Origin of the sequence: Caballeronia temeraria (assembly GCF_001544795.2) — a bacterium.
In the GTDB taxonomy this organism is placed as follows: Bacteria; Pseudomonadota; Gammaproteobacteria; order Burkholderiales; family Burkholderiaceae; genus Caballeronia; species Caballeronia temeraria.
On sequence record NZ_FCOI02000004.1, the window covers coordinates 56,234 to 80,719 of the forward strand.

A 24,486-nucleotide genomic window follows, 5' to 3' on the forward strand; every position below is an offset into this window, starting at 1 on the left:
CGCGTTACGGTTTCAGCGACGAAGCCAGTTCGAGCGCCGCGACGATGGCCGCGACGGTTTTTTCGCGCGCGGCTTCGTCGTTCTGCCGCAGCGCGTAGGACGGGTGATACGTCGCGACGATCAGCTTGTCCCGAAACGGCACGACGCGCCCGACATGCGCCGAGAGCGTCGCGCGCCGGCCCAGCAGCGCCGTCAACGCCGTCGCGCCGAGCGTCACGATCACCTTCGCGCCGACGTCGTGCAACTCCTGTTCGAGCCAGTACGAGCACGCTTCGACTTCCTGTTGCGCGGGCGTCTTGTGCAGACGCCGCTTGCCGCGCGGCTCCCATTTGAAGTGCTTCACCGCGTTGGTCAGGTAGACGTGCTCGCGCGGCAAACCGGCACGCTGCATGGCGTCCTGCAAAAGTTGCCCCGCCGGTCCGACGAACGGTTCGCCCTTCAGATCCTCCTGATCGCCGGGCTGTTCGCCGAGCAGCATGATGCGCGCATCGGACGGCCCGGCGCCGTGCACCGCCTGCGTCGCGTTGCGCCACAGATCGCAGCGGCGGCACGTGTCGAGCGACGTGGGCGCATCCCGTTCGGGCTGGGCTTCGTGGGCATCGACCTGCACCGCCTTGCCGCCGAGCGCGCCGACGCTTGGTGCTTGCGCGACACGTCGCGCGCCGCCGCGGGCATCGCTGACGAGCTTTGGAATCAGCGCGCCTTCCGGCAGCCCTTTCCAGAAACGCACCGGCATATGCTGTTCGAGCGCGGATTCATTCAGACGCGCCGGGTTGAAGATGCTGCGGTAGTAGGTCATCCAGAGCGCTTCGGCGGCATCCGGCACATCGGTCGCGTGTTCCGACGCGAGCGCGCGACGGCGCTCCAGTTGCAGGCGCTCGCCGTCGAACATCGCGGCGCCGTCGGGTGTCGCGATGAGCCACGTCGAACGTCCCATGCGCGCCGCGAAATGCGCCGCGCCCCACGCGAGCACGTCGTGATCCGGCTCGTACCACGCGACGTATTCCGGCGCGCCGAGCGACGCATCGCGCTGCCGGAAGCGCACATACGCGATCATGTCGTGCTGCGCGCGCCGCACCGCCTTCGCCATCTTGTAGAGGCGCGCGCCGTCTTCATCAGCCGCCGATGCCACCGAGCGGTCGCCCTGCGCCCAGCGCCACAGCACGCGATAGAGAAAATTCCAGCGGCGCACGTCGCGAAAATGCGCGGCATCTTTCAAGAGAGATGCGAGTTCGCGCGACACGCGAAGTTGCGGCGCATCGCCCCCATTCGCCGATGGCGCCGAGTCGTTGAACAATGCCGGTTCCACCTCCGACGTGCGCCAGTCGACCGATTCGGGCGTGAGCTTTTGGGCGAGCGCATCGAGCGCGGCGGCGCGCCAGGCGTCGAATTCGTCGTCGATGGCGATGACGTGCATCAGATCAGCGAAAGCTGCACCGGACCGGTGGCGAGCGCGCGCCGCAGACTGTCCGAAGGCGCTTCGGCGAGCGGCGGCCGGTAATCTTCCGTGACGACGAACGGCTTCACCTTGTCCATCGCGCAGCGCAGCCGCACGAGATCGTGATAGCGAACGCGCCGCGCCCGCCGCAACTCCACGATGCGCTTCGCGTTGCGCATGCCGATGCCCGGCACACGCGCGATCATCCGCGCGGGCGCTCGGTTCAGATCGACGGGAAAACGCTCACGATGCGCGAGCGCCCATGCGAGCTTCGGATCGACATCGAGCGGAAGATTGCCGGCATCGCCGAGCAATTCGGCGGCGGCGAAACCGTAGCCGCGCATCAGAAAGTCCGCCTGATACAGCCGATGCTCGCGCAACAGCGGCGGCGCCTTCGACGGCACGCCCGACGGGCTGTCCGGAATCGGGCTGAACGCCGAGTAATAAACGCGCTTCAACTGATACGAGCCGTAGAGCGTTTCGGCGGTGCCGAGGATCGTGCGATCGTCGGTTTCGTCGGCGCCGACGATCATCTGCGTGCTCTGCCCCGCCGGCGCGAACTTCGGCGCGCGCGGCTCCGCTTCGGATTCCTCGCGCGCGACGCGGATATTGCCCATCGCCAGCTTGATGGTGCGGCCGCTTTTTTCGGGCGCGAGCCGTTCGAGGCTGATTTCCGTCGGCAACTCGATGTTTACGCTCAGGCGGTCGGCGTAGCGTCCCGCCTGCGCGATGATTTCGGGATCGGCGTCGGGAATCGTCTTCAGATGGATATAGCCGCGAAACGCGTGCTTCTGGCGCAGCGTCTTCGCGACGAGTACGAGCTGCTCCATCGTATAGTTCGACGAACGAATCACGCCTGAACTGAGAAAAAGCCCGTCGATGTAATTGCGACGATAAAAGTCCAGCGTAAGCGTGACGACTTCCTCGGGCGTGAAGCGTGCGCGCGGCACATTGCTGGAACGGCGATTGATGCAGTAGCGGCAGTCGTAAAGACAAAAGTTGGTCAACAGTATCTTGAGCAGTGAGACGCAGCGGCCGTCAGGCGTGAAGCTGTGACAGATGCCTGAACCCGTGCTCGCGCCGAGACCATCGATACCGCGCGATTCGCGTTTGGGTGCGCCGCCGCTCGCGCAGGACGCATCGTATTTGGCGGCGTCGGCGAGAATTTCGAGCTTTTCGGAGAGTTCCATCTTGAACACGATACTGTATGTATATACAGTATCTCACGAGAGTCACGGAGTCAACGTAATCCAGGCGTGCGCATGGTTCGCGCCTGCCCTCGCATCTCTATCCCGGAGCCTTTATGCGATTCGACTACAAGATGTTTCACATCGACTGCACCGCCTATCACGACGAAGACGGCAGTTATCACGCGCATGCGCGCATCACGCATTCGCCGGGCGAGCACGCCACGCACGTGGAAGTTTTCGAATCCGGCGAGCTGGATGCGTTCGCCAGCGAATCGGATGCCGTGCATTGCGCGAGAGCTTGGGCCATCGAATGGTGTGACGAGGCGTTGGCGTAGTCGCGACCTCTCTTCCCGGATCACGGTCTGACGCTACTCTTCGCGCGCGGCACGGCGATTGCGCTTCGTAAGGCGCGACGCCGCAGCTTTCAGCGAAGCGGCGCGCGTCAAGACTATCGATCAACGGGAGGACACGATGAAGAACGCAAAGAGAAGTCTGCTTGTTTCGGCCATGATTCTGGGTCTGTCAGGTGCCGCATTCGCCCAAGGCGCGGGTGGCGGAGCCGGCGGCGGCACGGCGGGCGGCAATGGCGCTGGACAGGGCGGCACCGGCATGAGCACACCGAATAGCAACGGCGTGACGGGCTCGACTTCGGGCGCATCCGGCGCGAACACGATGGATTCATCCAAGAGCAGCAGCAAGATGCACAAGAACAAGAAGAGCAGTTCGGATACATCGAGCGGTGGCGCCGCCAAGTCGTACTAAGCGTATCGAGTCAGACGTTTCGGCGCGCCCGGGCTTCCTGCAAGTCCGGGCGCGCTTTTCATTCCTTGTCCGCCCCGCTCCCCTCCAAAGTATCCCTCCGAGATAAGGATTTTTCGTACATCCGCATCGCGGTAACGTCATCACTGAGCGCCATTCGTCGCGCCCGGTGCGTCCTTTTACCTCGCGCCGGACGGGGCTTGCGCGCTCGATCATCTTTTCCATCGACAAAACAAGGAGTCCGAGAATCGCGTTCCCGGCTGCTTGTGCATTCGTTTCAAGGAGCTGGAACATGAAGGCAAAGATCAATCCGACACACTTCGCGATGATGGCCGCATGCGCATTCGCCGCCGGCATCGGCACGGCGCACGCGCAGGGCATGCCCGCCGACGCGCAGCAACTCGTTCAGACCATGCGCCCGATGTACATGTCGCAGGCCATGACCGACGACGCTCGGACGCAATCCGCCGCCGCCCCGCAACAAGCCTCCAACGATGACTCCGCATACGGCGGCATGAAGCCAGCGTCCGCGAGCGGACATCGCGACGGCGGTTGCAGCGCGAAGAACTGCGACGTGTTCTTCGGCCAGTAAGCGCCGAGCCTCAATCCAGGCGAGTCGTCCAGGCGAACGCCGCGCTGACCGACTCGCCCGGTTTCAACACCGCGCCGCCCTTCATGGTGCGGTCTATGTCGAGATTGACCCAGTCCGCCACGTTGCTCACCGGCTCGACGCAGAGCAGATCCGGATGCGATGCCGGCGCATACACGACCATGTGATCGAAAGGCGTCTGCGCGGCGAGCGTGATCGCGCGGCCTTCGTGCGGCCATGCGATGGTCGCGGTGCGCGACCAGCCGGCGAAGTTGTTGTCGAGATCGAATGCATCGGCGGACATGCCTTCGCTCGACGCCATCGCATCGACGCAGGGATGCGGTCCCGCGTGCGTCGGCAGCAGATCGGGCGTGCTGTGCCACATCGCCGCGACGCGCGCATGAACGCGCGTGTTCCGCGTGCGCGGATAGTACGGGTGATGACCCATGCCGAACGGCATCGGCCGATCGGACAGATTGCGCGCAGACAAGGTGACGGTTAGCGTGTCGGCATCGAGCGCGATGTCCTGCGTCGCTTCGTAGGCGAACGGCCAGTGACGCGCCGCGTCGCGCGAAGGCTCGTGCAAAAAATGCAAACGCGCGCGCGCTTTCGACACATCGCCCACTTGCCACGGCAGGCGCCACGCATTGCCGTGCAGCGCGTGCGAGAAAGCATTGCCATCGCCGGAAAGGTCGATGAGCGCGCCATCGAACGTGAAACGCGCATCGCGGATGCGGTTGCAATACGGCAGCAACGGAAAGCTCGCCATACCGAGCGGATCGCGCGCGGCAAGCGCGGCGGGCGTCGCGGGACGCAGCCAGTCGAACGAACGGCCATCGCGCGTCTCGTCGAAGGCGGCGATCGATCCGCCCACGTGCGGCGCCAGCAGCACACGCCGCGCGCCATGACGCAGCTCGACGAGCGTATCGGACGGCGCGGCGCTCAATATGCGAACTGCCGGTAGTTTTCGTCGAAGGTGCGCGCCGTCGTCTCGACCTGAGGATTGAAGCGCAAGAGCCGTCTCGCCCGCGCAGGCAATGCGTCGAACACGGCGCGCGGCACGTCGATATGCACTTCGGGCCGGAAATACCACGCGCGGCTGTAGCCGATCACGACCATCGGACGCGGCTCGCCGCTCAGATTCGGTGTGCCGCGATGCAGGCCGCGCACGTCGCGGATCATGACGTCGCCGACTTGCATCGGCACACGCTCGGCGGCGAAGCGCCCTGCTTCCAGTCCAGCAAGCGACTCCTCACGCGACATGCGATGCGTGCCGCGCGTCGTTTCGAGCGGGCCGTTGCGGTCATCGACATCGACGAGCGGGAAATTCACCGCAAGCTGGAACGACGGCGTTTCCGGCGCATCGTCGAAGAGCGGCGGCGTATCGCGATGCCAGTCCTGATACTCGGAGCCGAGCACGGGCGTATCCGTGGCGAGCTGGCACATCACCGGATCGCGCCCGGCCACGCGCTCCACAATTCCGACGATGTCGTCATCGCAAAAAATCGCCGGGTCCGCGAATTCACCTTCGAACGGCAACGTGACGTAGTAGCGGCCCGGTCCGCGATTGCCGCTCGATGATGCCTCGCGCGCGGCGTCGAGATGCGGTTGCAGGAGCGGCATGAAGGCGTTGCGCCAGACGTCGAGCGTCGCGCGCGGGAAATGATCGCGCAGCAGCACGAAGCCGTCGCGTTTGAACGCTTCGGCGAGCGCGTCTCGTGTGCTCTCGTCGTACTTGCCCATGCGCCGTCTCCTGTTAGCGAGTGCAAGGACAGAATCGCACGCGTGTAATCCGCAAGTCAATATTATTAGTAATAACCAGTGAAAACCCTGATCAGAAATGACCAATAAACACGTGCTTTCCGCGTCGTTCATCACTAATATTAGTGGCAAGTTTCTCCGGCCCGCGGGACGTGATCCGCGCAGAGTTCAGCCGCCCGATGCAGCACGCACAATGAAAAAATCGACGCAACGCCGCCCGACGATGACCGACATCGCGAAGCTCACCGGAGTCTCGCAATCGACGGTATCGCTCGTGCTGAACAACGCGAGCGGCGCGAAGTTTTCCGACACCACGCGCGACAAGGTGCTTCGCGCCGCGCAGGATCTCGGCTATCGCATGACGCAGCGCGAACCGGTCGCTCCGCTGCAAAGCCAGGGCGAACGCAATCTGATCGTCTATCTCGCCGATGAAATCTCGACGAGCCCGCATCCGGTCGTGAGCATCGACGGCGCGCGCGATGCCGCGTTCGCCAACGGCCGCATGCTCGCGGTCTATTCGACGCACGGCAACGCGGAGATCGAAGCGCGCGTGCTCGACGCGACGCTCGGCAATCCGAACGTGCTCGGCGTGATCTACGCGACCGTCTATACGCGCCGCGTCACGCTGCCGGCGGTGCTCGCCAAGGTGCCGACGGTGCTGCTCAACTGCTATACGAGCGATGCCAGCGTGTCGTCGGTCGTGCCCGCGGAAGTCGCGGGCGGGCACACGGCGACGGATCATCTGCTCGGCGCGGGTCACAAGCGCATCGGCTATATCAACGGCGAGCCGTGGCAGGACGCGGCGCGCGACCGCTTGAAGGGTTATCGGACCGCGCTCGCCACCGCCGACCTGCCGTTCGCGCCGGAACTCGTGCGCGACGGTGACTGGAGCCCCGGCACCGGCTTCGAGCAGACGCTCTCACTGATGCGCGAGCCGAACCCGCCGACCGCGATCTTCTGCGCCAACGACCTGATGGCGCTCGGCGCGATCGAGGCGCTGAAGCAGCTCGGCCTGCGCGTACCCGACGACGTTTCCGTGCTCGGCTACGACGATCAGGAAATCGCGCGGCATACGCATCCGCCGCTGTCCACTGTCGTGCTGCCGAACTACGAGCTCGGGCGTTGGGCAGTCGAAACGCTGCTGCAGGAAGAAGAGAACCGCGCCGCGGGCGCACCGGTAAGACGACGCACCGTAAAGCTCGACGGACCGCTGATCGAGCGCGGCTCGGTCAGGGAAATTACCGAGGTAAAGCAACTCGCAACTAATAATATTAGCGATTGACCGCTAATAAACCGCGATGAAATAATCGCCGAAGTTCGCATTACTCTCGCAGCAGGCAGACCGGGCAACACAAGCATCGGCACTACTAGAAAAAGGCAAACCATCCCTTGGAGGAAGACATGCTGTCGCTAGAGAAGAAATCGCGCCCGGGCCTGCGCCCGCTCGCTGCCGCACTGACCGCACTGACGCTCGCGTCCGGCTTCACCGCCGCCCACGCCGCCGACGACGGCCTGCCGAAGATCCCGAACAAGAAACCCCTGAAGGTCGGCTTCGCGCAGACCGAGAGCAATAATCCGTGGCGTCTCGCGGAAACGAAAAGCTTCAGGGACATCGCGGCCAAATGCGGCTGGCAGGTGGTCATGACCGACGCCAACAGCTCGGCCGCCAAACAGGTCTCGGACATTCAGAGCATGATCGCGCAACACGTCGATCTGCTCGTGTTCCCGCCGCGCGAAGAAAAGCCGCTGGTGCCGGTCGTGATGCAGGCGAAGAAAGCGGGCATCCCGGTGATTCTCGTCGACCGCAACATCGATCAGTCGATGGCGAAGGCGGGCAAGGACTACATCACGTTCATCGGCTCCGATTTCATCGATCAAGGTCAGCGCGCCGCGAACTGGCTCGTGAAGGCGACCAACGGCAAGGCGACCATCATCGAACTGGAAGGCTCGACGGGCGCGTCCGCCGCGAACGATCGCAAGAAAGGCTTCGACGATGTCATCGCGAAGAACCCGGGCATGAAGATCGTCGCGTCGCAGAGCGGCGACTTCGCGCGCGACAAGGGACGTCAGGTGATGGAGACGCTGCTGCAGGCGCACCCCGACGTGACCGCGGTCTATGCGCACAACGACGAGATGGCGCTCGGCGCGATCGCCGCGATCAAGGCGGCGGGCAAGCAGCCCGGCAAGGACATCGTTCTCGTGACGATCGACGGCACCAAGGGCGGCCTCGAAGCCATCAAGGCGGGCGAGCTCGGCGCGAGCGTGCAGTCGAGCCCGTTCTTCGGCCCGCTCGCGTGCGACGTCGCGCAGAAGTATGCGAAGGGCGAGACGGTTCCGCCATGGGTGAAGGTCTCGGATCGCTTCTACGACAAGAGCAACGTCGACGAGAGCATGAAGTACGGGTACTGAGCGAAGCGTGTGTGACTTGCGGGCGCCCGATGAACCAAGGCGCTCGCTTTTTCATTTCGACGGACGGCACGCATGGCTCAGACTCCCCTTCTCGACATGCAGGACATCGACATCACGTTCGGCGGCGTCACGGCGCTCAAGCGCGCGCGCCTCACCGTTGCGGCGGGCGAAGTGCATGCGCTCATCGGCCAGAACGGCGCGGGCAAGTCGACGCTCATCAAGATTCTCACGGGCGCGTATCGCAAGAGCGCGGGCACGATTCGCTTCGATGGCCGCGAGATCGATTTCCGCACGCCGAAGGAAGCGCGCGAAGCAGGCATCAGCACGATCTATCAGGAGATCAATCTCGTGCCATTCCGCTCGGTCGCCGAGAACATTTTTCTCGGGCGCGAGCCGCGCCGCTTCGGTCTCATCGACTGGAAGACGGTGCAACGGCGCGCCAGCGACCTGCTCGAATCGTTCGGATTACGAATCGATGTGAAGAAACCCGTGCGCGAATATTCCACCGCAATCCAGCAAATGGTGGCGCTCGCGCGCGCGGTGTCGTCGGATGCGAAGATGGTCATCATGGACGAATCGACGTCATCGCTCGACGAACGCGAAGTCGAGCTGCTCTTCACCGTCGTGCGCCGCCTGCGTGACGACGGGCGCGCGGTCATCTTCGTGTCGCATCGGCTCGATGAACTGTATGCGCTATGTGATCGCGTCACCGTGATGCGCGACGGGCAAACCGTCGCCGAAAGCGCGCTGCATGAGATGGACAAGCTGAAGCTCGTCACGACGATGCTCGGCCGCACGCTCGCCGCCGTCGTGCACGACGACAGCGCAGTGAAGGAAGCGAATCTCGCGAAGCGCGGTCCGGTCGCGCTCGCGGCGCAAGGGCTCGCGGCGGGCGCGAAAGTCACCGACGTGTCGCTCGATGTGCACGCGGGCGAAGCCGTCGGCCTCGCGGGGTTGCTCGGCTCGGGCCGCACGGAAACCATGCGCCTGCTCTTCGGCGCGGATCGTCCCGCGAAGGGCACGGTTTCGGTCGGGGGCGAGCACGCCGCGTTCAAATCGCCGAAGGATGCGATCGCGCGCGGCATCGCTTATCTGACCGAAGACCGCAAGGCCGAAGGCATCGTGCCGGAGCTGTCCGTGCGTGACAACCTCACGCTCGTCTGCATGCCTGCGTTGACGAAACGCGGTGTCGTCGATGTCGCGAAGCAGCGCGAGATCGTCGACGGTTTTATCGAATCGCTCGGCATCAAGTTGCGCTCGCCCGATCAGCCGATACGCGAACTATCGGGCGGCAATCAGCAGAAGGTACTGCTCGCGCGCTGGCTCGCGACGCACCCTCGCCTCTTGCTGCTCGACGAACCCACACGCGGCATCGATGTGGGCGCGAAAGCCGATGTCGCGAAGATCGTGCGCGAATTGCGCGATGCCGGGCTGGCGGTGCTGCTGTCCGCATCGGAACTGGAAGAGCTCACGGCGGTTGCCGATCGCGCGGTCGTGATACGCGACGGCGAGACGGTCGCGCAACTCGACGGCGCGCAGATGAACGAGGCGTCGATCATGGACGCGATCGCCTACGGCGCGGGAGAACAATCGACGCTGGCGGAAGCGGTGGAATCGACGGCGCGGGGAAGCGAATGATGATCGACAAGACGCAACCGGCCGCCTCCTTGACGCAGACGCCGCCCGTGAAGAAGAAACGCGCCGTTGCGATTCAGCGCGAAGTCGCCGTGCTGCTCGCGATGATCGTCTTCAATCTGATCTTCACGCAGCACTTCGTGTCGTTGCAGACGTTCAACGTGAATCTCACGCAGGTGGTGACGATCGTGATCGTCGGCATCGGCATGACGCTCGTCGTCGCGACGGGTGGGATCGATTTGTCGGTGGGCGCATCGATGGCGATTGCCGGTGCGCTTGCGCCGATGCTCTTCATGAATATCGCGGGGCCGCTTGGCATCGTGCTCGCCTTCACGCTGCCGATTCTGGCCGCCGCCGCATGCGGCGTGTTCAACGGCTTTCTCGTGACGAGGCTGAATGTACAGCCGATCGTCGCGACGCTCGTGCTTTTCATCGCGGGTCGCGGCATTGCGCAGGTTGTCACGGACGGCAGCCTGCAGGCGTTCACCAATCCCGCGTTTCAGTGGATCGCGCTCGGCAAGGTCGCGGGCGTGCCCTTCCAGATCCTGTTGATGCTCGCGCTCGTCGCGCTCTTTACGTGGATCGTGCGCAAGACGTTGTTCGGCAAGTTCCTCGTCGTGACGGGCGGCAACGAGGACGCCGCGTATCTTTCCGGCATTCCGACCGCGCGCGTGAAGATGATCGCGTACACGGTCTGCGCCGCGCTCGCCGGATTGGCGGGCCTCATATCGATCTCGGTGAATTCGTCGTCGGATGCGAACGTCGTGGGTCTCGGCGTCGAACTCGATGCGATTGCTGCGGTCGCGGTCGGCGGCACGGCGTTGACCGGCGGCAAGGCGTATATCACGGGCACGCTGATCGGCGCGCTCATCATTCAATTGCTGCGCTATACGTTGCTCGCGCACGGCATTCCGGACGCGGCAGCGCTTGTGCTGAAGGCTGCGATCATCATCGTTGCGGTGTATGTGCAACGCAAGCGGGGATGACTCGACCATGAAGAAGAACCTGCCCATCCTGATCGCGCTTGCCGCGTTGCTCGTGCTCGGCGTCACGCGTTACGAGCATTTCGCCGATGCGTACAACATCACGTCGTTCTGGCGTTACAACTCGATGTTCTTGCTGATATCGATCGGCATGGCGTTCGTCATCATCACGGGCGGCATCGATCTTTCCGTGGGCGCGGTTGCGGCGCTGGCGAGTGTCGTGTCTGCGCTCGTGAGTCCGCATGGCGGTGTGGCCGCCGTGCTCGCCGGGTCGTTTGCGGGACTCGCGGTGGGCGTGCTCAACGGGCTCGTCATCACGCATATGCGCATCTTGCCGTTTATCGTCACGCTTGCGACGAGCCTCGGCGCGCATGGTCTCGCGCTTTTGCTCGGGCATAACGATGCGGTGGGCATTTCGTCGGATACGAACTTCGCTGCATTCGGACAGGGCGATCTGTTCGGGTTGCCGATTCCTGGCATCGTGTCGGCGGTGGCGGCGTTGCTTGGGTGGATCGCGCTGCGCAGTTCGCGGTTTGGGCGGCATGCGCTTGCCATCGGCGGAAGTGAGGAAGCTTCTCGCTTGATGGGATTGAATGTGGATCGCACGCTCGTTGTGGTCTATGCGGTGAGCGGCTTGCTTGCCGGGATCGCCGGCGCGATTCTCGCCGCGCAGTTCGGCGCGGGGCAGCCTAATGAAGGCGTCGGTTGGGAACTGTTCGCGATATCCGCCGTTGTGCTCGGGGGCACGCGATTGACCGGTGGTGATGGATCGATTGCGATGACCATCGCAGGGGTTGCTCTGCTTGGGCTCGTTTTTAACCTTCTTAACTTCGAAAACGGACTCGGGTTTATCTCGCTTTCGGCTTACTGGCAGTCGGTGATTCGTGGGTTGTTTTTGTTGCTTGTCATTGTGTTGCAGGCTCGGGTTTTGAGGGGGAAGAAAGCCGTTGTCGTGGCGCATTAAGTTGATGCGCTTCTGTGGAATCCTGCTTTGTTATCGGTCTATTGGCTCTGCCCCTGTGCGGGGCGGCAGTCACTTTCTTTGCTGCTGCAAAGAAAGTAACCATAGAAAGCAGCTCGTTAGGCCCGCGGTCACACGCAATTTGGGTAGTTCTCTCGTCCACGGTGGCACTCGCCTAAAGAGTGCCCTCATCACAATCACCCGGCTTGGCTCGCGCACGGTCCGCCACCCGAAACCCTTAAGCACATTGGTTCAGCACGAAACAGCTCCGGCACAGCGCTCCGCGCTGCCGCCGGGTCTACAAGGGAAACCAACCAGCGGCACGTGCAGTGAGATAGAAGTGTTAGCAAGGAAGCACGCACCGACCAGATTGACCCATCGGCCGCGAAGCGGGCTGGAGCAATGTGGTGCTGAACCAGCAAGTAAAGCGGTGCGATGTGACAGACCGTGCGCGATCCAAGCCCGGTTGGGCCTACGAGGGCACTCTTTAGGCGAGTGCCATCTCGAACGAGAGTACTACCCAAACTACGTGTGACCGCGGGCCTGAACGAGCTGCTTTCTTTGGTTACTTTCTTTGCAGCAGCAAAGAAAGTGACTGCCGCCCCGCACAGGGGCAGTGCTAATAGACCGAAATGAATTCAGGATTCCACATAAACACCGCAAGCCCAAAAAAAATCAAGCATGCCGATGCTCCGGCAACCTCTCACGAGTAACATCCCGAGCCACTTCCTTAATCCCAGGAATCCCCCGCCCACGCAACGAGCACCCAACAGTCTCGGTAACGAACAACAAAGCAACAGCACCCACCGCACAAGCCCCCATCATGTAATAAGCCGGCACCAGCGTGCTCCCTGTCCGCCCGATGAGCCAATCGGTGACCATCGGCGCGGTGCCTCCGAAGATCGACGTCGACAGGTTATAGGCGATCGCCATCCCCGCATAACGCGCCTGCGTAGGAAACATCGCCGGAAACATCGCCGAGATGCTCGCAAGCTGCGGCACATAGAGCAGCCCCAGCACGCCAAGTCCAATGAGCGCACCCGCAATGCCATGCGACATCAGCGTGAACATCGGCACGGCCGCAACGAAGATGCCGACAAGCGAGATCCACCACACCTTCTTACGGCCGACGCGATCCGAAAGCGCACCCGCAAACGGCAGCAGCACCATCATCGACAACATGCCGATGAGCGGCAGCAACAACGACATGTTGTCGCTCATGCCCAGTTCCTTCTTCATGAACGTCGGCATATAGGCGAGCAGCACGTAATTCACCACATTGAGCGCGACCACGAGGCCGCTCAGCAGCAGCAACGGCTTCCAGTAGTTCGCGAACAGTTCGCGCAGCGGCACGCCCGCGTCATGCTCGCGCTCCGCCACTTCGGCGCATTCGCGAAACACCGGCGTATCTTCCATCTTCGAGCGCAGATACAGTCCGATCAAACCAAGCGGCGCCGCGACGAGAAACGGCAGGCGCCAGCCCCACGAATGCATCGCATCGTTGCCGAGCAGAACCGAGCAGCCCAGCATCAGGAACGCGCCGAGCGAGAAGCCCGCCAGCGTGCCGAATTCGAGGAAGCTGCCGCAGAAACCGCGCTTGTGATCGGGCGCGTATTCGGCCATGAAGGTCGCCGCGCCGCCATACTCGCCGCCCGTCGAAAAACCCTGAATCATGCGCAACGCAACGAGCGCCACAGGCGCCCATATGCCGATGCTCCCATACGACGGCAACACGCCGACAAGCAACGTCGCCATCGACATGATGATGATCGTCAGCGCGAGCACATGCTTGCGGCCGAGGCGGTCGCCGAGCGGTCCCCAGAAGAGTCCGCCGAGCGGACGCACGAGAAACGAAATGGCGAACGTGGCGAGCGCGAACAACGTGGCCTGCGCGGTGCTGCCGGGAAATAGCGCGGCTGAAATATAGGTGAGGCCATAACTGTAGATGCCGTAGTCGAACCACTCGGTCGCATTGCCGATGGCCGAGGCGGCCATCGCACGTCTGATCGACGCGGACGACGGCGTCTGACCGGACGCCGCCTGTTGGCCCTGTCTCGTGGATGGTTGCACGTAACTCATATTCGTCTTCCGGATGCGTCGATGACCCGGTGCTGCGTTCGCGTTCGCGCGCCAGCACCGCCTTGAGGTCAAGATACAGACGCACGCCGCTTGCCTCGCATGTCCTAGGACGATCAGATCGCTGGGGTTTTCCCCGAAGCGCCGGCCATTCTTGCCGATCCGCCCTGCGATGCACGGGGCTTTCTACCGCGAAGCCTGCTGCGTGCGTCTATCGGCGCGCATGCGGCATACCCGCTCAGCGTGTCATAAGACAATGCACGGCAACCATCAGGGTTCGGGATTGGAGAGATCCGCGGCGACGATCCGCTGGCCGAGCGCTTCCGCAGCGCGACGCGCATCCTCGCTCGATTCGAATGGTCCAATGGTCTCGCAGCCATCGAACGGGTAGAGCACGCGCTTGTCGCGCTTTCTCACGACTTTGAGCGTGCCGATGTGCATGCCCGTCGCATTCACCACGTACGATGCGTAGACATCGAAGTCTTCGTGCGCGCCTGCGCCGGATGTGGGTGGGGCTTTCGGCATCGGTCTGGACATGGGTTCGCTTGAGTCATACAGGCGCACGAGAGCTCATGTACCTGTTATCGATTTTTAAGCGACACATCTAGCAAAGGCCGTGCCGCGCGGGCGGCGAGCTGCATGCGCGGCTTCAGACAGAAAGGCCGGCAGAAATCGATGCACGTTCCGTGCGAGAATCCGAAATCGTTCGCCCTCGCGTCCGAACACGCCAAATATGAACGATTCAAATCCCGATACCGGCTCCGTCCCTAGCCAATCCGCGCCGCCCCATCGAGAGATCGGGCAAGGAGATCATCCGTCGATGAAACCTGACAATCTCATCGCGGATACGAGAGTGAACGGGCTCGACCCGACCTTCCTCCTGGGCGGCGGCGAAATGGGCGCGCTTATCCGCGGGTTCGACTGGACGCAGACCGTGCTCGGCTCGCCCGAGCACTGGCCGCAAAGCCTCAAGACGGCTATCCGCATCATGCTGACCTCGCGGCAGCCGATCTGGGTCGGCTGGGGCCCCGACCTGCTCTTCTTCTACAACGACGCGTACAAGTCGATCATCGGCGGCAAGCATCCGCATGCGCTCGGCCAGCCTACTTCAGTCGTATGGCGCGAAATCTGGAGCGATATCGGCCCGCTGCTCGACACGGCGCTCGCGGGCGTAGAAGGCACGTTCGTCGAACAGAAACTGCTCATCATGGAGCGCAATGGCTTTCCGGAGGAAACGTACTACACATTCTCCTACAGCCCGATTCCCGATGATCGCGGCGGCGCGGGCGGAATCATCTGCGCGAACAGCGACGACACGCAGCGCGTACTCGGCGAGCGTCAGCTCAACGTACTGCGCGAACTGGCGGCGTCCGCGGCCGATGCGCGCTCGTGGCGCGACGCGTGCGAGCTGTCGATGAACGCGCTCGCGGGCGCATCGCGCGACATGCCCTTCGCGCTGCTTTACACGACCGAACCAGGCGGCGATTGCATGACGCTCGCCGGCGCGTGCGGCATCGAGCCGGGCCACGCCGCCGCGCCCCCACTCCTGCATGCCGCGGATGAAGGCCCGTGGCCCTTCCAGGACATGCTGCTCGACAATCAGTCGCGCGTGGTGATGCATCTTGAGCGCCGCTTCGCCGCGCCGCTGCCCACCGGCGCGTGGAATATCGCGCCATCGAACGCGGTGCTCGTGCCCATCGCGCCTTCGGGCGAAACGGGACGCGCGGGCGTGCTGATCGCGGCGCTCAATCCGTATCGCCTGTTCGACGACGGCTACCGCTCGTTCATGAATCTGGTCGCAGGCCAGATCGGCGCGGCGATCGGTTCCGCCCACGCCTACGAGGAAGAGCGCCGCCGCGCCGAGGCGCTCGCCGAAATCGACCGCGCGAAGACCACGTTCTTCTCCAACATCAGCCACGAATTCAGGACGCCGCTCACGCTGATGCTCGGACCGCTCGAAGAGTTGCTCGCGAGTCCGGCGCGCATCGGCAGCGAGGATATGCGGCTCGTCGAGATCATGCATCGCAACGGGCTGCGGCTTCTGAAGCTCGTCAACGCGCTGCTCGACTTCTCGCGCATCGAGGCCGGGCGCATCGAGATTCATCGACAGCCGACCGATATCGCCGTGTTCACCGCCGAACTCGCGTCGCTGTTTCGCTCGGCGATCGAGACGGCCGGGCTGCGCCTCGACATCGACATTGCGTCGACGCCGGTGATCGCGGACATCGACCGCGACATGTGGGAAAAGATCGTGATGAACCTGCTATCGAACGCGTTCAAGTTCACGTTCGACGGCGCCATCCGGATTTCGCTGCATGCGAACGCCGATCGCAGCATCGAAATGAGCGTGCGCGACAGCGGCATCGGCATTCCGGAAGATCAATTGACGCGCGTGTTCGAGCGCTTTCATCGCGTGACGGGCGCGGCAGGCCGTTCGGTGGAAGGCAGCGGTATCGGCCTCGCGATGGTGCACGAACTCGTCAAGCTGCACGGCGGCATGATCCACGTGCAAAGCACGCTCGGCGAAGGCGCGTGCTTCACCGTCACGCTGCCCGCGCCGCACGAAGCCGCATCGGACGTGCAAACCGCGCCGCACGCCGAAGCGAGCGTGCGTGCGCGCTCGTACGTCGATGCCGCCATGCGCTGGATGCCGGACACCGATGCGCCGTCCGTCGTCGACAGCGAAGAGGACACGCCGCTCGCCGTGGGCGCGACCGACGAACCGATGCTCGCCGATGCGCGGCCGGGCCGTGTGCTCGTCGTCGACGACAACGCCGATCTGCGCGACTACATGCGCCGCATGCTGATCGCGGCGGGCCATGACGTGAGCGTCGCCGCCGATGGCGAAGACGCGCTTGCGATCGCGCGCGCGGTGCATCCGGACGTGATCGTCTCCGATGTGATGATGCCGCGCCTCGACGGCTTCGCGCTCGTGCGCGCGCTGCGCGAAGACGACGTGCTGCGCAAGACGCCGGTCGTAATGCTCTCGGCGCGCGCCGGCGAAGAAGCGCGCGTCGACGGCCTCGAAGCGGGCGCGGACGATTATCTGACCAAGCCTTTCTCCGCGCGCGAACTGCTCGCGCGCGTGGCGAGCAATCTGCGGCTCGCGCAGTTGCGCAATGCGACGGAGCAAAAGCTGCGCGACGAATCGCGCACGCTGGAGATTCTGAATCGAGTGGGCACGGCGGTCGCGGGCGAGCTCGATCTGAGCCGCGCGGTACAGGTCGTCGTCGATGCCGCAACCGAGCTGACGGGCGCCGCCTTCGGCGCGTTCTTCTACAACGTGCTCGACGAGAAGGGCGGCAGCTACACGCTCTACACGCTATCGGGCGTGCCGAAGGACACCTTCTCGCAATTCCCGATGCCGCGCAACACCGCGGTCTTCGGTCCGACGTTCGCGGGCGAAGGCATCGTGCGTTCGGACGACATCACGAAAGATCCGCGCTACGGTCACAACGCGCCGCATCACGGCATGCCGAAGGGGCATCTCGCCGTGTGCAGCTATCTTGCCGCGCCGGTCCTCTCGCGCACGGGCGAAGTGCTCGGCGGGCTGTTCTTCGGGCATCCCGAGCCGGGCATTTTCACGGAGCGCTCGGAGCGCATTCTGACGGGCATTGCGGCGCAGGCGGCGATCGCGATCGACAATGCGCGTCTTTTTCAGGCCGCGCAGGACGAGATCGCCGAGCGCACCAAGGCACAGGACGCGCTGCGCGATCTGAATGAGACGCTCGAGCGTCGCGTCGCCGATGCCGTCGCGGACCGTGATCGTTTGTGGGAACTGAGTGAAGACCTGTTCTACGTCGCGAGCTTCGAGGGCGCGCTGCTGCGCGTGAGTCCTTCCTGGACGACGGTGCTCGGCTTCGATTCGCAGCGCCTGCATTCGCATACGGTGATGGACCTCGTCCATCCCGACGATGCGCGCACCGCCGCCGCGGAACTCGGCAAGCTGCGCGCGAACGGCGTGCCGGTGCGCTACGAATGCCGCCTGAACCGCTCGGACGGCGGATGGCGCTCGATCGCATGGACCGTATCGCTCGATCCGCGCACGCGGCGCATTCACGGCGTGGGCCGCGACGTCACAGCGGATCGCGAGACCGCCAATGCGTTGCGTCATGCCGAAGAAGCGCTGCGCATGGCGCAGAAGATGGAAGCCATCGGCAAGCTGACGGGCGGCGTCGCGCACGACTTCAACAATCTGCTGCAGGTAATCGGCGGCAATCTGCAGTTGCTCGCGAAGGACGTCGCCGGACACGACAAACCCGAGCAGCGCGTGAGGAGCGCGCTCGCGGGCGTTTCGCGCGGGGCGAATCTCGCGTCGCAACTGCTCGCCTTCGGCAGACGCCAGCCGCTCGCGCCGAAGGTCGTGAATCTGGGCCGCTTCGTGCGTGGCCTCGACGACATGTTCCGGCGCGCGCTCGGCGACGGCATCGAGATCGAAACCATCGTATCAGGTGGATTGTGGAATACGCTCGTCGATCCATTCCAGGTGGAGAACGCGCTGCTCAATCTTGCGATCAACGCACGCGACGCAATGAGCGGTCACGGCAAGCTCACGATCGAAGCGGGCAATGCATCGCTCGACGAAACCTACGCGATGCGCAACGCCGATGTCTCGCCCGGCCAGTACGTGATGGTCGCCGTGACGGACACGGGCGCGGGCATGTCGCCCGAGGTGCAGGAACGCGCGTTCGAGCCGTTCTTCACGACTAAGCGCGAGGGTCAGGGCACGGGCCTCGGGCTGTCGATGGTGTACGGCTTCGTCAAGCAATCCGGCGGCCACGTGAAGGTGTACAGCGAGCAGGGACACGGCACGACAGTGCGCATCTATCTGCCGCGCGCGCGTCAGGAAGAGGATATCGAAACGACCATCGACGCGGGCCCGGCGAAAGGTGGCAGCGAGACCATTCTCGTCGTCGAGGACGATGAAGAAGTGCGCGCGACTGTCGTCGAACTGCTCGCGGATCTCGGCTATCGCGTGCTGCGGGCGAAGGATGCACAGAGCGCGCTTGCGATCGTGGAAAGCGGCGTGCCGATCGATCTGCTCTTCACCGATGTCGTGATGCCCGGCCCGCTGCGCAGCACCGAGATGGCGCGCAAGGCGCGCGATCGCGTGCCGGGTATCGCGGTGCTGTTCACATCGGGTTATACGGACAACGCGATCGTGCATGCGGGACGGCTCGACGAAGGCATCGATCTCTTGAGCAAGCCTTATACGCACGAAGCATTGGCGCGCAAGGTACGGCTCGTGCTGGGACAACGCGTGCAGCCGCCGGCGCCCGTCGCGGCGAAGGTCGAAGCCAGCGTGCCGAGCATCGCACAGGACGATGCGCTGTCGCATATGCGCGTGTTGTTCGTCGAAGACAACGAGCTCGTGCGCACGAGCACGGCCGAATTGCTGCGCACGTTCGGGCTGGATCTGATGGAAGCTGCCAGCGTCGATGAGGCGCTGTCGTTATTGCGCGAGCATCGTTTCGAGCTGCTGCTGACGGATGTCGATCTTGCCGGGCAGTCGGGCGTGGAACTGGCGATGGCGGCCTGCCGCAAGACGCCGGAACTCGGCGTCGTGTTCGTGACGGGCTACGATCTCGCGCTCGGCGAGGAAGAGCGGCGCGCGCTGCCGAAGTCGATTCAGTTGCGCAAGCCGTTCGATCCGCTCGCGTTGATCAATGCGTTGAATGCGGCGGCATCCAGGCAAAGTTAGATCACCCCCGGATCGAATTCCGCCAGATCGAGCACCGCGAAGCCGCTCGCGTGCTCCTTTGCCCAGCGCTTCGCCACGGCCGCGACCGTGCTCACGTCATCGAGTGCGAATTGCAGGCCAGATGCACGCAGTGCGCGCACGCTTGCGCCGAAGCGGTCGGCATCCACGATCACGCTCTGCTCCGTCAGCTCGACGACGAGCCGTTGCACATCGAGTCCGGCTTCGCGCGCGAGATCGCCCGGCGTCTCGCCCTGCGCGATGCCCGATTCGATCGCGGCCGCGCTGAAGTTGATGAAGAGCAGCCCCATGCGCGCGAGCCGCGCGAACGCCGCGATGCACGTGCGCGCCGCCGCCTGCTCGAGCGCGATGCCTTGCTGTTCGCACGCGGCTTGCTCGAAGAGCGCGGCCGGCGCTTCCAGCGCGGTGCCCGCCGGTCCGCGAATCAGACCTTCATAGCCGATGATCTCGCCGTCCGCGAAGCGCACGATCGGCTGAAACACCGCCGTCAACGCATTCGATTCGATGAGTTGCCGGATACTGCGGGGACGCGTCTCGGCGACGCGGAGGCAAAGGGACATGGGCCTTTTATTCACTCGAACGGGTTATCGACAAAACTAACGGCCCGCCCCGCGCGAACTTGAATGAAGCTTTTGTGAAGCGTTGCACTGCATTGGTGCTTCGCCCATGTCCCTCTTTCTGAACCGATGGAATCAGCCCGCGCGGCGCTTTCTCACGGCTTGCGCAAGCAGTTCGAGCACCGGCTCGCTTTGCGTCCAGCCGAGGCAGGCATCGGTGATCGACACGCCATGTTTGAGCGGCACGCCCGGCTTCTGATCCTGCCGCCCTTCTTCCAGATGACTCTCGATCATCACGCCGGTAATGCGCCGCTCGCCCGCTTCGAGTTGCCGCGCGATGTCCTGCGCGACATCCACCTGACGCAGATGCGACTTGTTCGAGTTGGCGTGCGAGCAGTCGATCATCACCTGTTCGCGCTGGCCGAGCTTGGCGAGCGCGCCGCACGCAGCCGCGACGCTTTGCGCGTCGTAGTTCGGCCCTTTCTTGCCGCCGCGCAGAATGACGTGGCAGTCGTCGTTGCCGCGCGTTTCGAAGATCGCGGCCATGCCCATCTTCGTCATGCCCATGAAGGCGTGGCTCGCGCGCGCGGCAACGATCGCATCGGCCGCGACCTGCACGCCGCCATCGGTGCCGTTCTTGAAGCCGATCGGGCACGACAGACCCGATGCAAGCTGTCGATGACTCTGGCTCTCCGTCGTGCGCGCGCCGATTGCGCCCCACGCGATCAGATCGGCGATGTATTGCGGGCTCAGAAGATCGAGAAACTCGGTTGCGGTCGGCAGGCCGAGGCCGCTGATGTCGAGAAGCAGTTCGCGCGCGCGGCGCAGGCCCTCGTTGATGCGGAAGCTGCCGTCGAGCCGCGGATCGTTGATATAGCCTTTCCAGCCGACCGTCGTGCGCGGCTTTTCGAAGTACACGCGCATCACGATGAAGAGATCGTCGCGCAACGCATGCGCGACTTTCTTGAGACGCTGCGCGTATTCCATCGCCTGATCGTGATCGTGAATAGAGCACGGACCGACGACCACGACGAGACGGTCATCGCGCCCATGCAGAATGTTCGCGATGGCCGCGCGGCTTTCTTCGACAAGCGTCTGCACGCCGGGCGTGACCGGCAGTTCGTCGAGCAGCAACGCCGGCGAGATCAGCGGACGCACCGCACCGATGCGCGTATCGTCGATGCGGGTCGTATCTTGCGTGGAATCGGCCACGCCGGCCTCCTGATCGCGGGAGGGATTGTCGATGCGGGTCAAGATAAGCTCCGTCATGCGTAAAAGATGCAAAATTCAGGGACTTTATGCGTCGTTTCCGCGATGGAATGGGTTCGCGGCGCAAACATTCATTATCGCACCTGAAGCAGCCCGCTTGCCCGATCCTGCGTATGATGAAGTCGATACGGCACACCCGGAATCCATCAAAGGGAGCAGACCATGCGCATCGAAACGTCATTCCTGTTCGACCTGGACGGCACGCTGGTCGACAGCGTCTATCAGCACGTGCTCGCGTGGAAGGAAGCGCTCGATGCGGAAGGCATCGAGTTGTCCGTGTGGCGCATTCACCGCAAGATCGGCATGAGCGGCGGACTCTTCACCAATCAGTTATTGCGCGAGACGCACGGCGAGATTAGCGCCGATCGCGTCGAGCGGCTGCGGCAGTTGCATGCGGAGGCGTACAAACGGCTGCGCGCGCAAGTGTGTCCGCTGCCGGGCGCGCGCGAGTTGCTCGAAGCGTTGACGCGAGCGGGCACGCGCTGGGCCATCGCGACGAGCGGACGCATGGAAACCGCGCAAGTCAATCTCGAAGCTTTGGGCGTCGATCCTTCGACGCAAGTGGTCATCACGCGCGACATGGTGAAGTACGCGAAGCCCGATCCCGATCTGTTCCTCGCCGCCGCCGCGCGTCTGAACGTGCCGATCGAACATACGGTTGTTGTCGGCGACAGTATCTGGGACATGCTGGCCGCGCGCCGTTGCCGCTCGCTCGGCGTCGGCTTGCTGTCGGGCGGTTATGGCAGCGATGAACTGGAGCGCTCCGGCGCATTACGCGTGTATGAAGATCCGGCAGATTTGTTGCTGCATCTCGATGAAGTCGCGGCGCGGCCATGAGATGATCGCGCGCATGACGACCTCTTCTTCCATCGACGTTCGCCCCTGGGGCGATGCGAATCTCTACACGTTGCGCAATGCATCGGGCATGCGCATCGATATCAGCGATATCGGCGCGACGCTCGTTTCATGGTTCGCGCCCGATCGTGACGGACATTTCGCCAATGTTTTGCTCGGCCACGACACGCCTGCCGAATATCTGTACGGCAGCGCGTTCATGGGCGCGATCATCGGACGCTGGGCCAATCGCATCCGCGATGCGCGTTTCGTGCTCGATGGCCTCGCGCATCAGGTCGAGCGCAACGAAGGCGCGAATCATCTGCACGGCGGCTCGGCGGGTTTTCATCGGCAGATGTGGCGCGCAGAGCCGGCCAATGGCGCGCTCGTCATGACAATGCATTCGCCCGCGGGCGCGGCGGGCTTTCCCGGTCACGTCGATGTGACCGTGCGCTATGCACTCGATGATGAAGGCACGTTATCGATCGATTACGAAGCCCGCACCGATGCGCCGACGCCCATCAATCTGACCAATCACGCGTATTTCAATCTGGGCGATCAAGCGAGCATTCGCGATCACGAGATATCGATTGCATCGGATACGTTCTTTGCGATCGATGCCACGTCGATTCCCATTGCGCGCGAAAGCGTGAAGGACAGCGTGTTCGATCTGCGCGAGGCTGCATCGATCGGTGCGCGCCTCGATGCCTCTCATCCGCAGTTCACGCTCGCGGGCGGCTTCGATCACTGCTACGTGCTGAACGACGACGCGAATGAAACGCGCACAGTCGCCGTGCTGTTCGATCCATCGAGCGGACGCGAACTGAGCGTCGCGACCGATGCACGCGGCCTGCAGTTCTACTCGGGGAATTATCTGGAAGACGTGCCTGCGCGCGGCGGATCGCGTTATCGCAAACATGCGGGACTGTGTCTCGAAGCGGGCGGCTTCCCGGACGAGATCAACATGGAACACAGCGAGCGCGCCGTCCTGCGTCCCGGTGACTTATATCGTCAGCGCACGCGCTATACGTTGCGCGTGCGCTGACGCGTCATCAGAAGATGTTGCGCAAACCGATCGACACGCCGGTCTGATTCGAGCGGCCCGGCAGTTCGACATCCGCCGCGCCCGTCACCTTGTTGAAGTCGACGGTGCCGTAGACTTCGGTGCGCTTCGACAGTGCGTACTCCGCCACCGCGACGCCCGTATAGCGATTGCCGCTGCCCGTCGCGCCGCCGCCGATGGCTGCGTTCTTCATATGGTCGTAGTAGAACGCGCCCGTGAGCAGCAGCGCCGGCGTGACCTGATACGTGATGCCCGCGAACGGACCATCGTCGCGACGTCCCGAGCCCTTCAGGATATCCGTGCCCGACACGAGGCCGCGCTGTTGCAGGATGCTGTCGACGAAGCCGGTGTCATCGGTCGAATGCAGATAGCCGACATAGAGTTTCGCCGCGCCGATCGCATAAACCGCGTTCGCGTTCCAGATCTTCTGCTTGTTCGCGGAGTTGTCGCTGTTCTGCTGATAGCCGCCGCCGATGGACAACGGCCCCATTGCATACGACGCCGTGAAGCCATACATGTTGCCCGCGCCCATGTGGCCCGGCACCTGACCCGAGAAGCCGCCTGCGCCCGTCGACGTATAGTTCGTGCCGAACGAGTACATCGCGCCGATGGTCAGGCCCGCGAACGTGCCGTTGTACTTGACGGCGTTATCCGCATAGAGACCCGCGCCCAGTGCAACCGGCAGCCACGCATTTTCGAAGTAATTGCCGACGGTGAGCGGATCGTACGTGTCGCCGAGCATGTCGAACAGCGGCGTCTTTTGACGGCCGAGCGTCACGGTGCCATATTGATTCGACAGCCCGACGAATGCCGCGCGATTGAATGCGCGAGCGCTGTCCGAGTATTGGCCGTTTTCGAGTTCGACGCCGCTTTCCAATTGAAAGATCGCCTTCAGGCCGCCGCCGAGATCTTCCACGCCCTTGAAGCCGATACGGCTATTCGTAATGGCGCCGTTCGTCATGAACAGCTTGCCGTCGTTATTCGCGTTGGCGTTCGTGAGATAGCGCACGCTGACGTCGGCGACGCCATAGAGCGTGACCGAGCTTTGCGCGAATGCGGATTGACACGCGAGCGCGATGACCGATGCGCCGATGCCCGCGATGGCACGCGATGTGAATGTCTTCATGATGTGTTCGGAGCGTATATTTATTAGCGATTTTTAATGAACTCTTATGCGTCGCCTTTCAGATAACTGTCTTTAAAAAAACAGATTCGGCGCGACGCATGAAAGCACGCGGCTTTT

Annotated in this window: 20 protein-coding genes; 11 read left to right on the forward strand and 9 right to left on the reverse strand. The window is 63.5% G+C overall.

Going from position 1 to position 24,486, the window contains the following annotated elements; translation table 11 throughout:
* Nucleotides 1–4 precede the first annotated feature (4 nt).
* Nucleotides 5–1,417, reverse strand: a complete 1,413-nt coding sequence (locus tag AWB76_RS07405; RefSeq protein ID WP_061159498.1) for a UdgX family uracil-DNA binding protein — start codon at nucleotides 1,415–1,417, stop codon at nucleotides 5–7.
* A complete protein-coding gene (locus AWB76_RS07410; protein ID WP_061159499.1) occupies nucleotides 1,417–2,628 on the reverse strand; it encodes a putative DNA modification/repair radical SAM protein in 1,212 nt (403 codons plus the stop codon). The genes AWB76_RS07405 and AWB76_RS07410 overlap by 1 nt, the downstream gene beginning before the upstream one ends.
* A gap of 113 nt (nucleotides 2,629–2,741) precedes the next feature.
* Between AWB76_RS07410 and AWB76_RS07415 the strand changes: the two genes are divergently transcribed.
* From AWB76_RS07415 to AWB76_RS07425, 3 genes are all read left to right on the forward strand, one after another.
* Nucleotides 2,742–2,963, forward strand: a complete 222-nt coding sequence (locus AWB76_RS07415; RefSeq protein WP_061159500.1) for a hypothetical protein — start codon at nucleotides 2,742–2,744, stop codon at nucleotides 2,961–2,963.
* Nucleotides 2,964–3,099: 136 nt separating this feature from the next.
* Nucleotides 3,100–3,390 carry a hypothetical protein gene (locus tag AWB76_RS07420; protein ID WP_063936318.1) on the forward strand — a complete coding sequence of 97 codons (291 nt, stop codon included), beginning with the start codon at nucleotides 3,100–3,102 and terminating at the stop codon, nucleotides 3,388–3,390.
* 289 nt (nucleotides 3,391–3,679) lie between these two features.
* Nucleotides 3,680–3,979, forward strand: a complete 300-nt coding sequence (locus AWB76_RS07425; RefSeq protein ID WP_061159502.1) for a hypothetical protein — start codon at nucleotides 3,680–3,682, stop codon at nucleotides 3,977–3,979.
* A 10-nt stretch (nucleotides 3,980–3,989) separates the two neighbouring features.
* Here AWB76_RS07425 and AWB76_RS07430 read toward each other — a convergent pair whose 3' ends face one another.
* A complete protein-coding gene (locus tag AWB76_RS07430; RefSeq protein ID WP_082864376.1) occupies nucleotides 3,990–4,922 on the reverse strand; it encodes an aldose 1-epimerase in 933 nt (310 codons plus the stop codon).
* Nucleotides 4,919–5,719 carry a phytanoyl-CoA dioxygenase family protein gene (locus tag AWB76_RS07435; protein ID WP_061159503.1) on the reverse strand — a complete coding sequence of 267 codons (801 nt, stop codon included), beginning with the start codon at nucleotides 5,717–5,719 and terminating at the stop codon, nucleotides 4,919–4,921. The genes AWB76_RS07430 and AWB76_RS07435 overlap by 4 nt, the downstream gene beginning before the upstream one ends.
* Before the next feature lie 211 nt (nucleotides 5,720–5,930).
* Here AWB76_RS07435 and AWB76_RS07440 point away from each other — a divergent pair, with 211 nt between their 5' ends.
* The 5 genes from AWB76_RS07440 to AWB76_RS07460 all read left to right on the forward strand — a co-directional run bounded on the left by AWB76_RS07440 (nucleotide 5,931) and on the right by AWB76_RS07460 (nucleotide 11,728).
* Nucleotides 5,931–7,019, forward strand: coding sequence for a LacI family DNA-binding transcriptional regulator (locus AWB76_RS07440; protein WP_244173256.1), 1,089 nt, complete (start codon nucleotides 5,931–5,933; stop codon nucleotides 7,017–7,019).
* A gap of 119 nt (nucleotides 7,020–7,138) precedes the next feature.
* Nucleotides 7,139–8,146 carry an ABC transporter substrate-binding protein gene (locus tag AWB76_RS07445; RefSeq protein WP_061159820.1) on the forward strand — a complete coding sequence of 336 codons (1,008 nt, stop codon included), beginning with the start codon at nucleotides 7,139–7,141 and terminating at the stop codon, nucleotides 8,144–8,146.
* Nucleotides 8,147–8,218: 72 nt separating this feature from the next.
* Nucleotides 8,219–9,784 (forward strand): sugar ABC transporter ATP-binding protein, encoded by a 1,566-nt coding sequence (locus tag AWB76_RS07450; protein WP_061159504.1) that lies wholly within the window; start codon nucleotides 8,219–8,221, stop codon nucleotides 9,782–9,784.
* Entirely contained in the window at nucleotides 9,784–10,767 is a 984-nt protein-coding gene (locus AWB76_RS07455; protein WP_061159821.1) for an ABC transporter permease, read from the forward strand. Before AWB76_RS07450 ends, AWB76_RS07455 begins: the two co-directional genes overlap by 1 nt.
* Nucleotides 10,768–10,774: 7 nt before the next feature.
* Nucleotides 10,775–11,728 (forward strand): ABC transporter permease, encoded by a 954-nt coding sequence (locus AWB76_RS07460; protein ID WP_061159822.1) that lies wholly within the window; start codon nucleotides 10,775–10,777, stop codon nucleotides 11,726–11,728.
* Nucleotides 11,729–12,400: 672 nt separating this feature from the next.
* On the opposite strand, the gene AWB76_RS07465 is transcribed toward AWB76_RS07460, so the two are convergent.
* Nucleotides 12,401–13,804: an MFS transporter gene (locus tag AWB76_RS07465; protein WP_061159505.1), complete on the reverse strand. Its 1,404-nt coding sequence runs from the start codon at nucleotides 13,802–13,804 to the stop codon at nucleotides 12,401–12,403.
* A 267-nt stretch (nucleotides 13,805–14,071) separates the two neighbouring features.
* A complete protein-coding gene (locus AWB76_RS07470; RefSeq protein ID WP_061159506.1) occupies nucleotides 14,072–14,326 on the reverse strand; it encodes a DUF6723 family protein in 255 nt (84 codons plus the stop codon).
* Nucleotides 14,327–14,621: 295 nt separating this feature from the next.
* Here AWB76_RS07470 and AWB76_RS07475 point away from each other — a divergent pair, with 295 nt between their 5' ends.
* Nucleotides 14,622–19,502 (forward strand): response regulator, encoded by a 4,881-nt coding sequence (locus AWB76_RS07475; RefSeq protein WP_061159507.1) that lies wholly within the window; start codon nucleotides 14,622–14,624, stop codon nucleotides 19,500–19,502.
* Here AWB76_RS07475 and AWB76_RS07480 read toward each other — a convergent pair.
* Both AWB76_RS07480 and AWB76_RS07485 read right to left on the reverse strand, forming a co-directional pair.
* Entirely contained in the window at nucleotides 19,499–20,080 is a 582-nt protein-coding gene (locus tag AWB76_RS07480) for an EAL domain-containing protein (RefSeq protein WP_061159508.1), read from the reverse strand. The two genes, AWB76_RS07475 and AWB76_RS07480, sit on opposite strands and share 4 nt — an antisense overlap.
* Nucleotides 20,081–20,212: 132 nt before the next feature.
* A complete protein-coding gene (locus AWB76_RS07485; protein ID WP_061159823.1) occupies nucleotides 20,213–21,331 on the reverse strand; it encodes a 3-deoxy-7-phosphoheptulonate synthase in 1,119 nt (372 codons plus the stop codon).
* A 177-nt stretch (nucleotides 21,332–21,508) separates the two neighbouring features.
* Between AWB76_RS07485 and AWB76_RS07490 the strand changes: the two genes are divergently transcribed.
* The gene (locus AWB76_RS07490; protein WP_061159509.1) at nucleotides 21,509–22,183 is read left to right on the forward strand and encodes an HAD family hydrolase; all 675 of its coding nucleotides are present in this window, start codon (nucleotides 21,509–21,511) and stop codon (nucleotides 22,181–22,183) included.
* 13 nt (nucleotides 22,184–22,196) lie between these two features.
* Complete coding sequence (locus tag AWB76_RS07495) at nucleotides 22,197–23,225, forward strand: aldose epimerase family protein (RefSeq protein ID WP_061159824.1); 1,029 nt, start codon at nucleotides 22,197–22,199, stop codon at nucleotides 23,223–23,225.
* Nucleotides 23,226–23,232: 7 nt separating this feature from the next.
* Here AWB76_RS07495 and AWB76_RS07500 read toward each other — a convergent pair whose 3' ends face one another.
* Nucleotides 23,233–24,369, reverse strand: a complete 1,137-nt coding sequence (locus tag AWB76_RS07500; RefSeq protein WP_061159510.1) for a porin — start codon at nucleotides 24,367–24,369, stop codon at nucleotides 23,233–23,235.
* Between the last annotated feature and the right edge of the window lie 117 nt (nucleotides 24,370–24,486).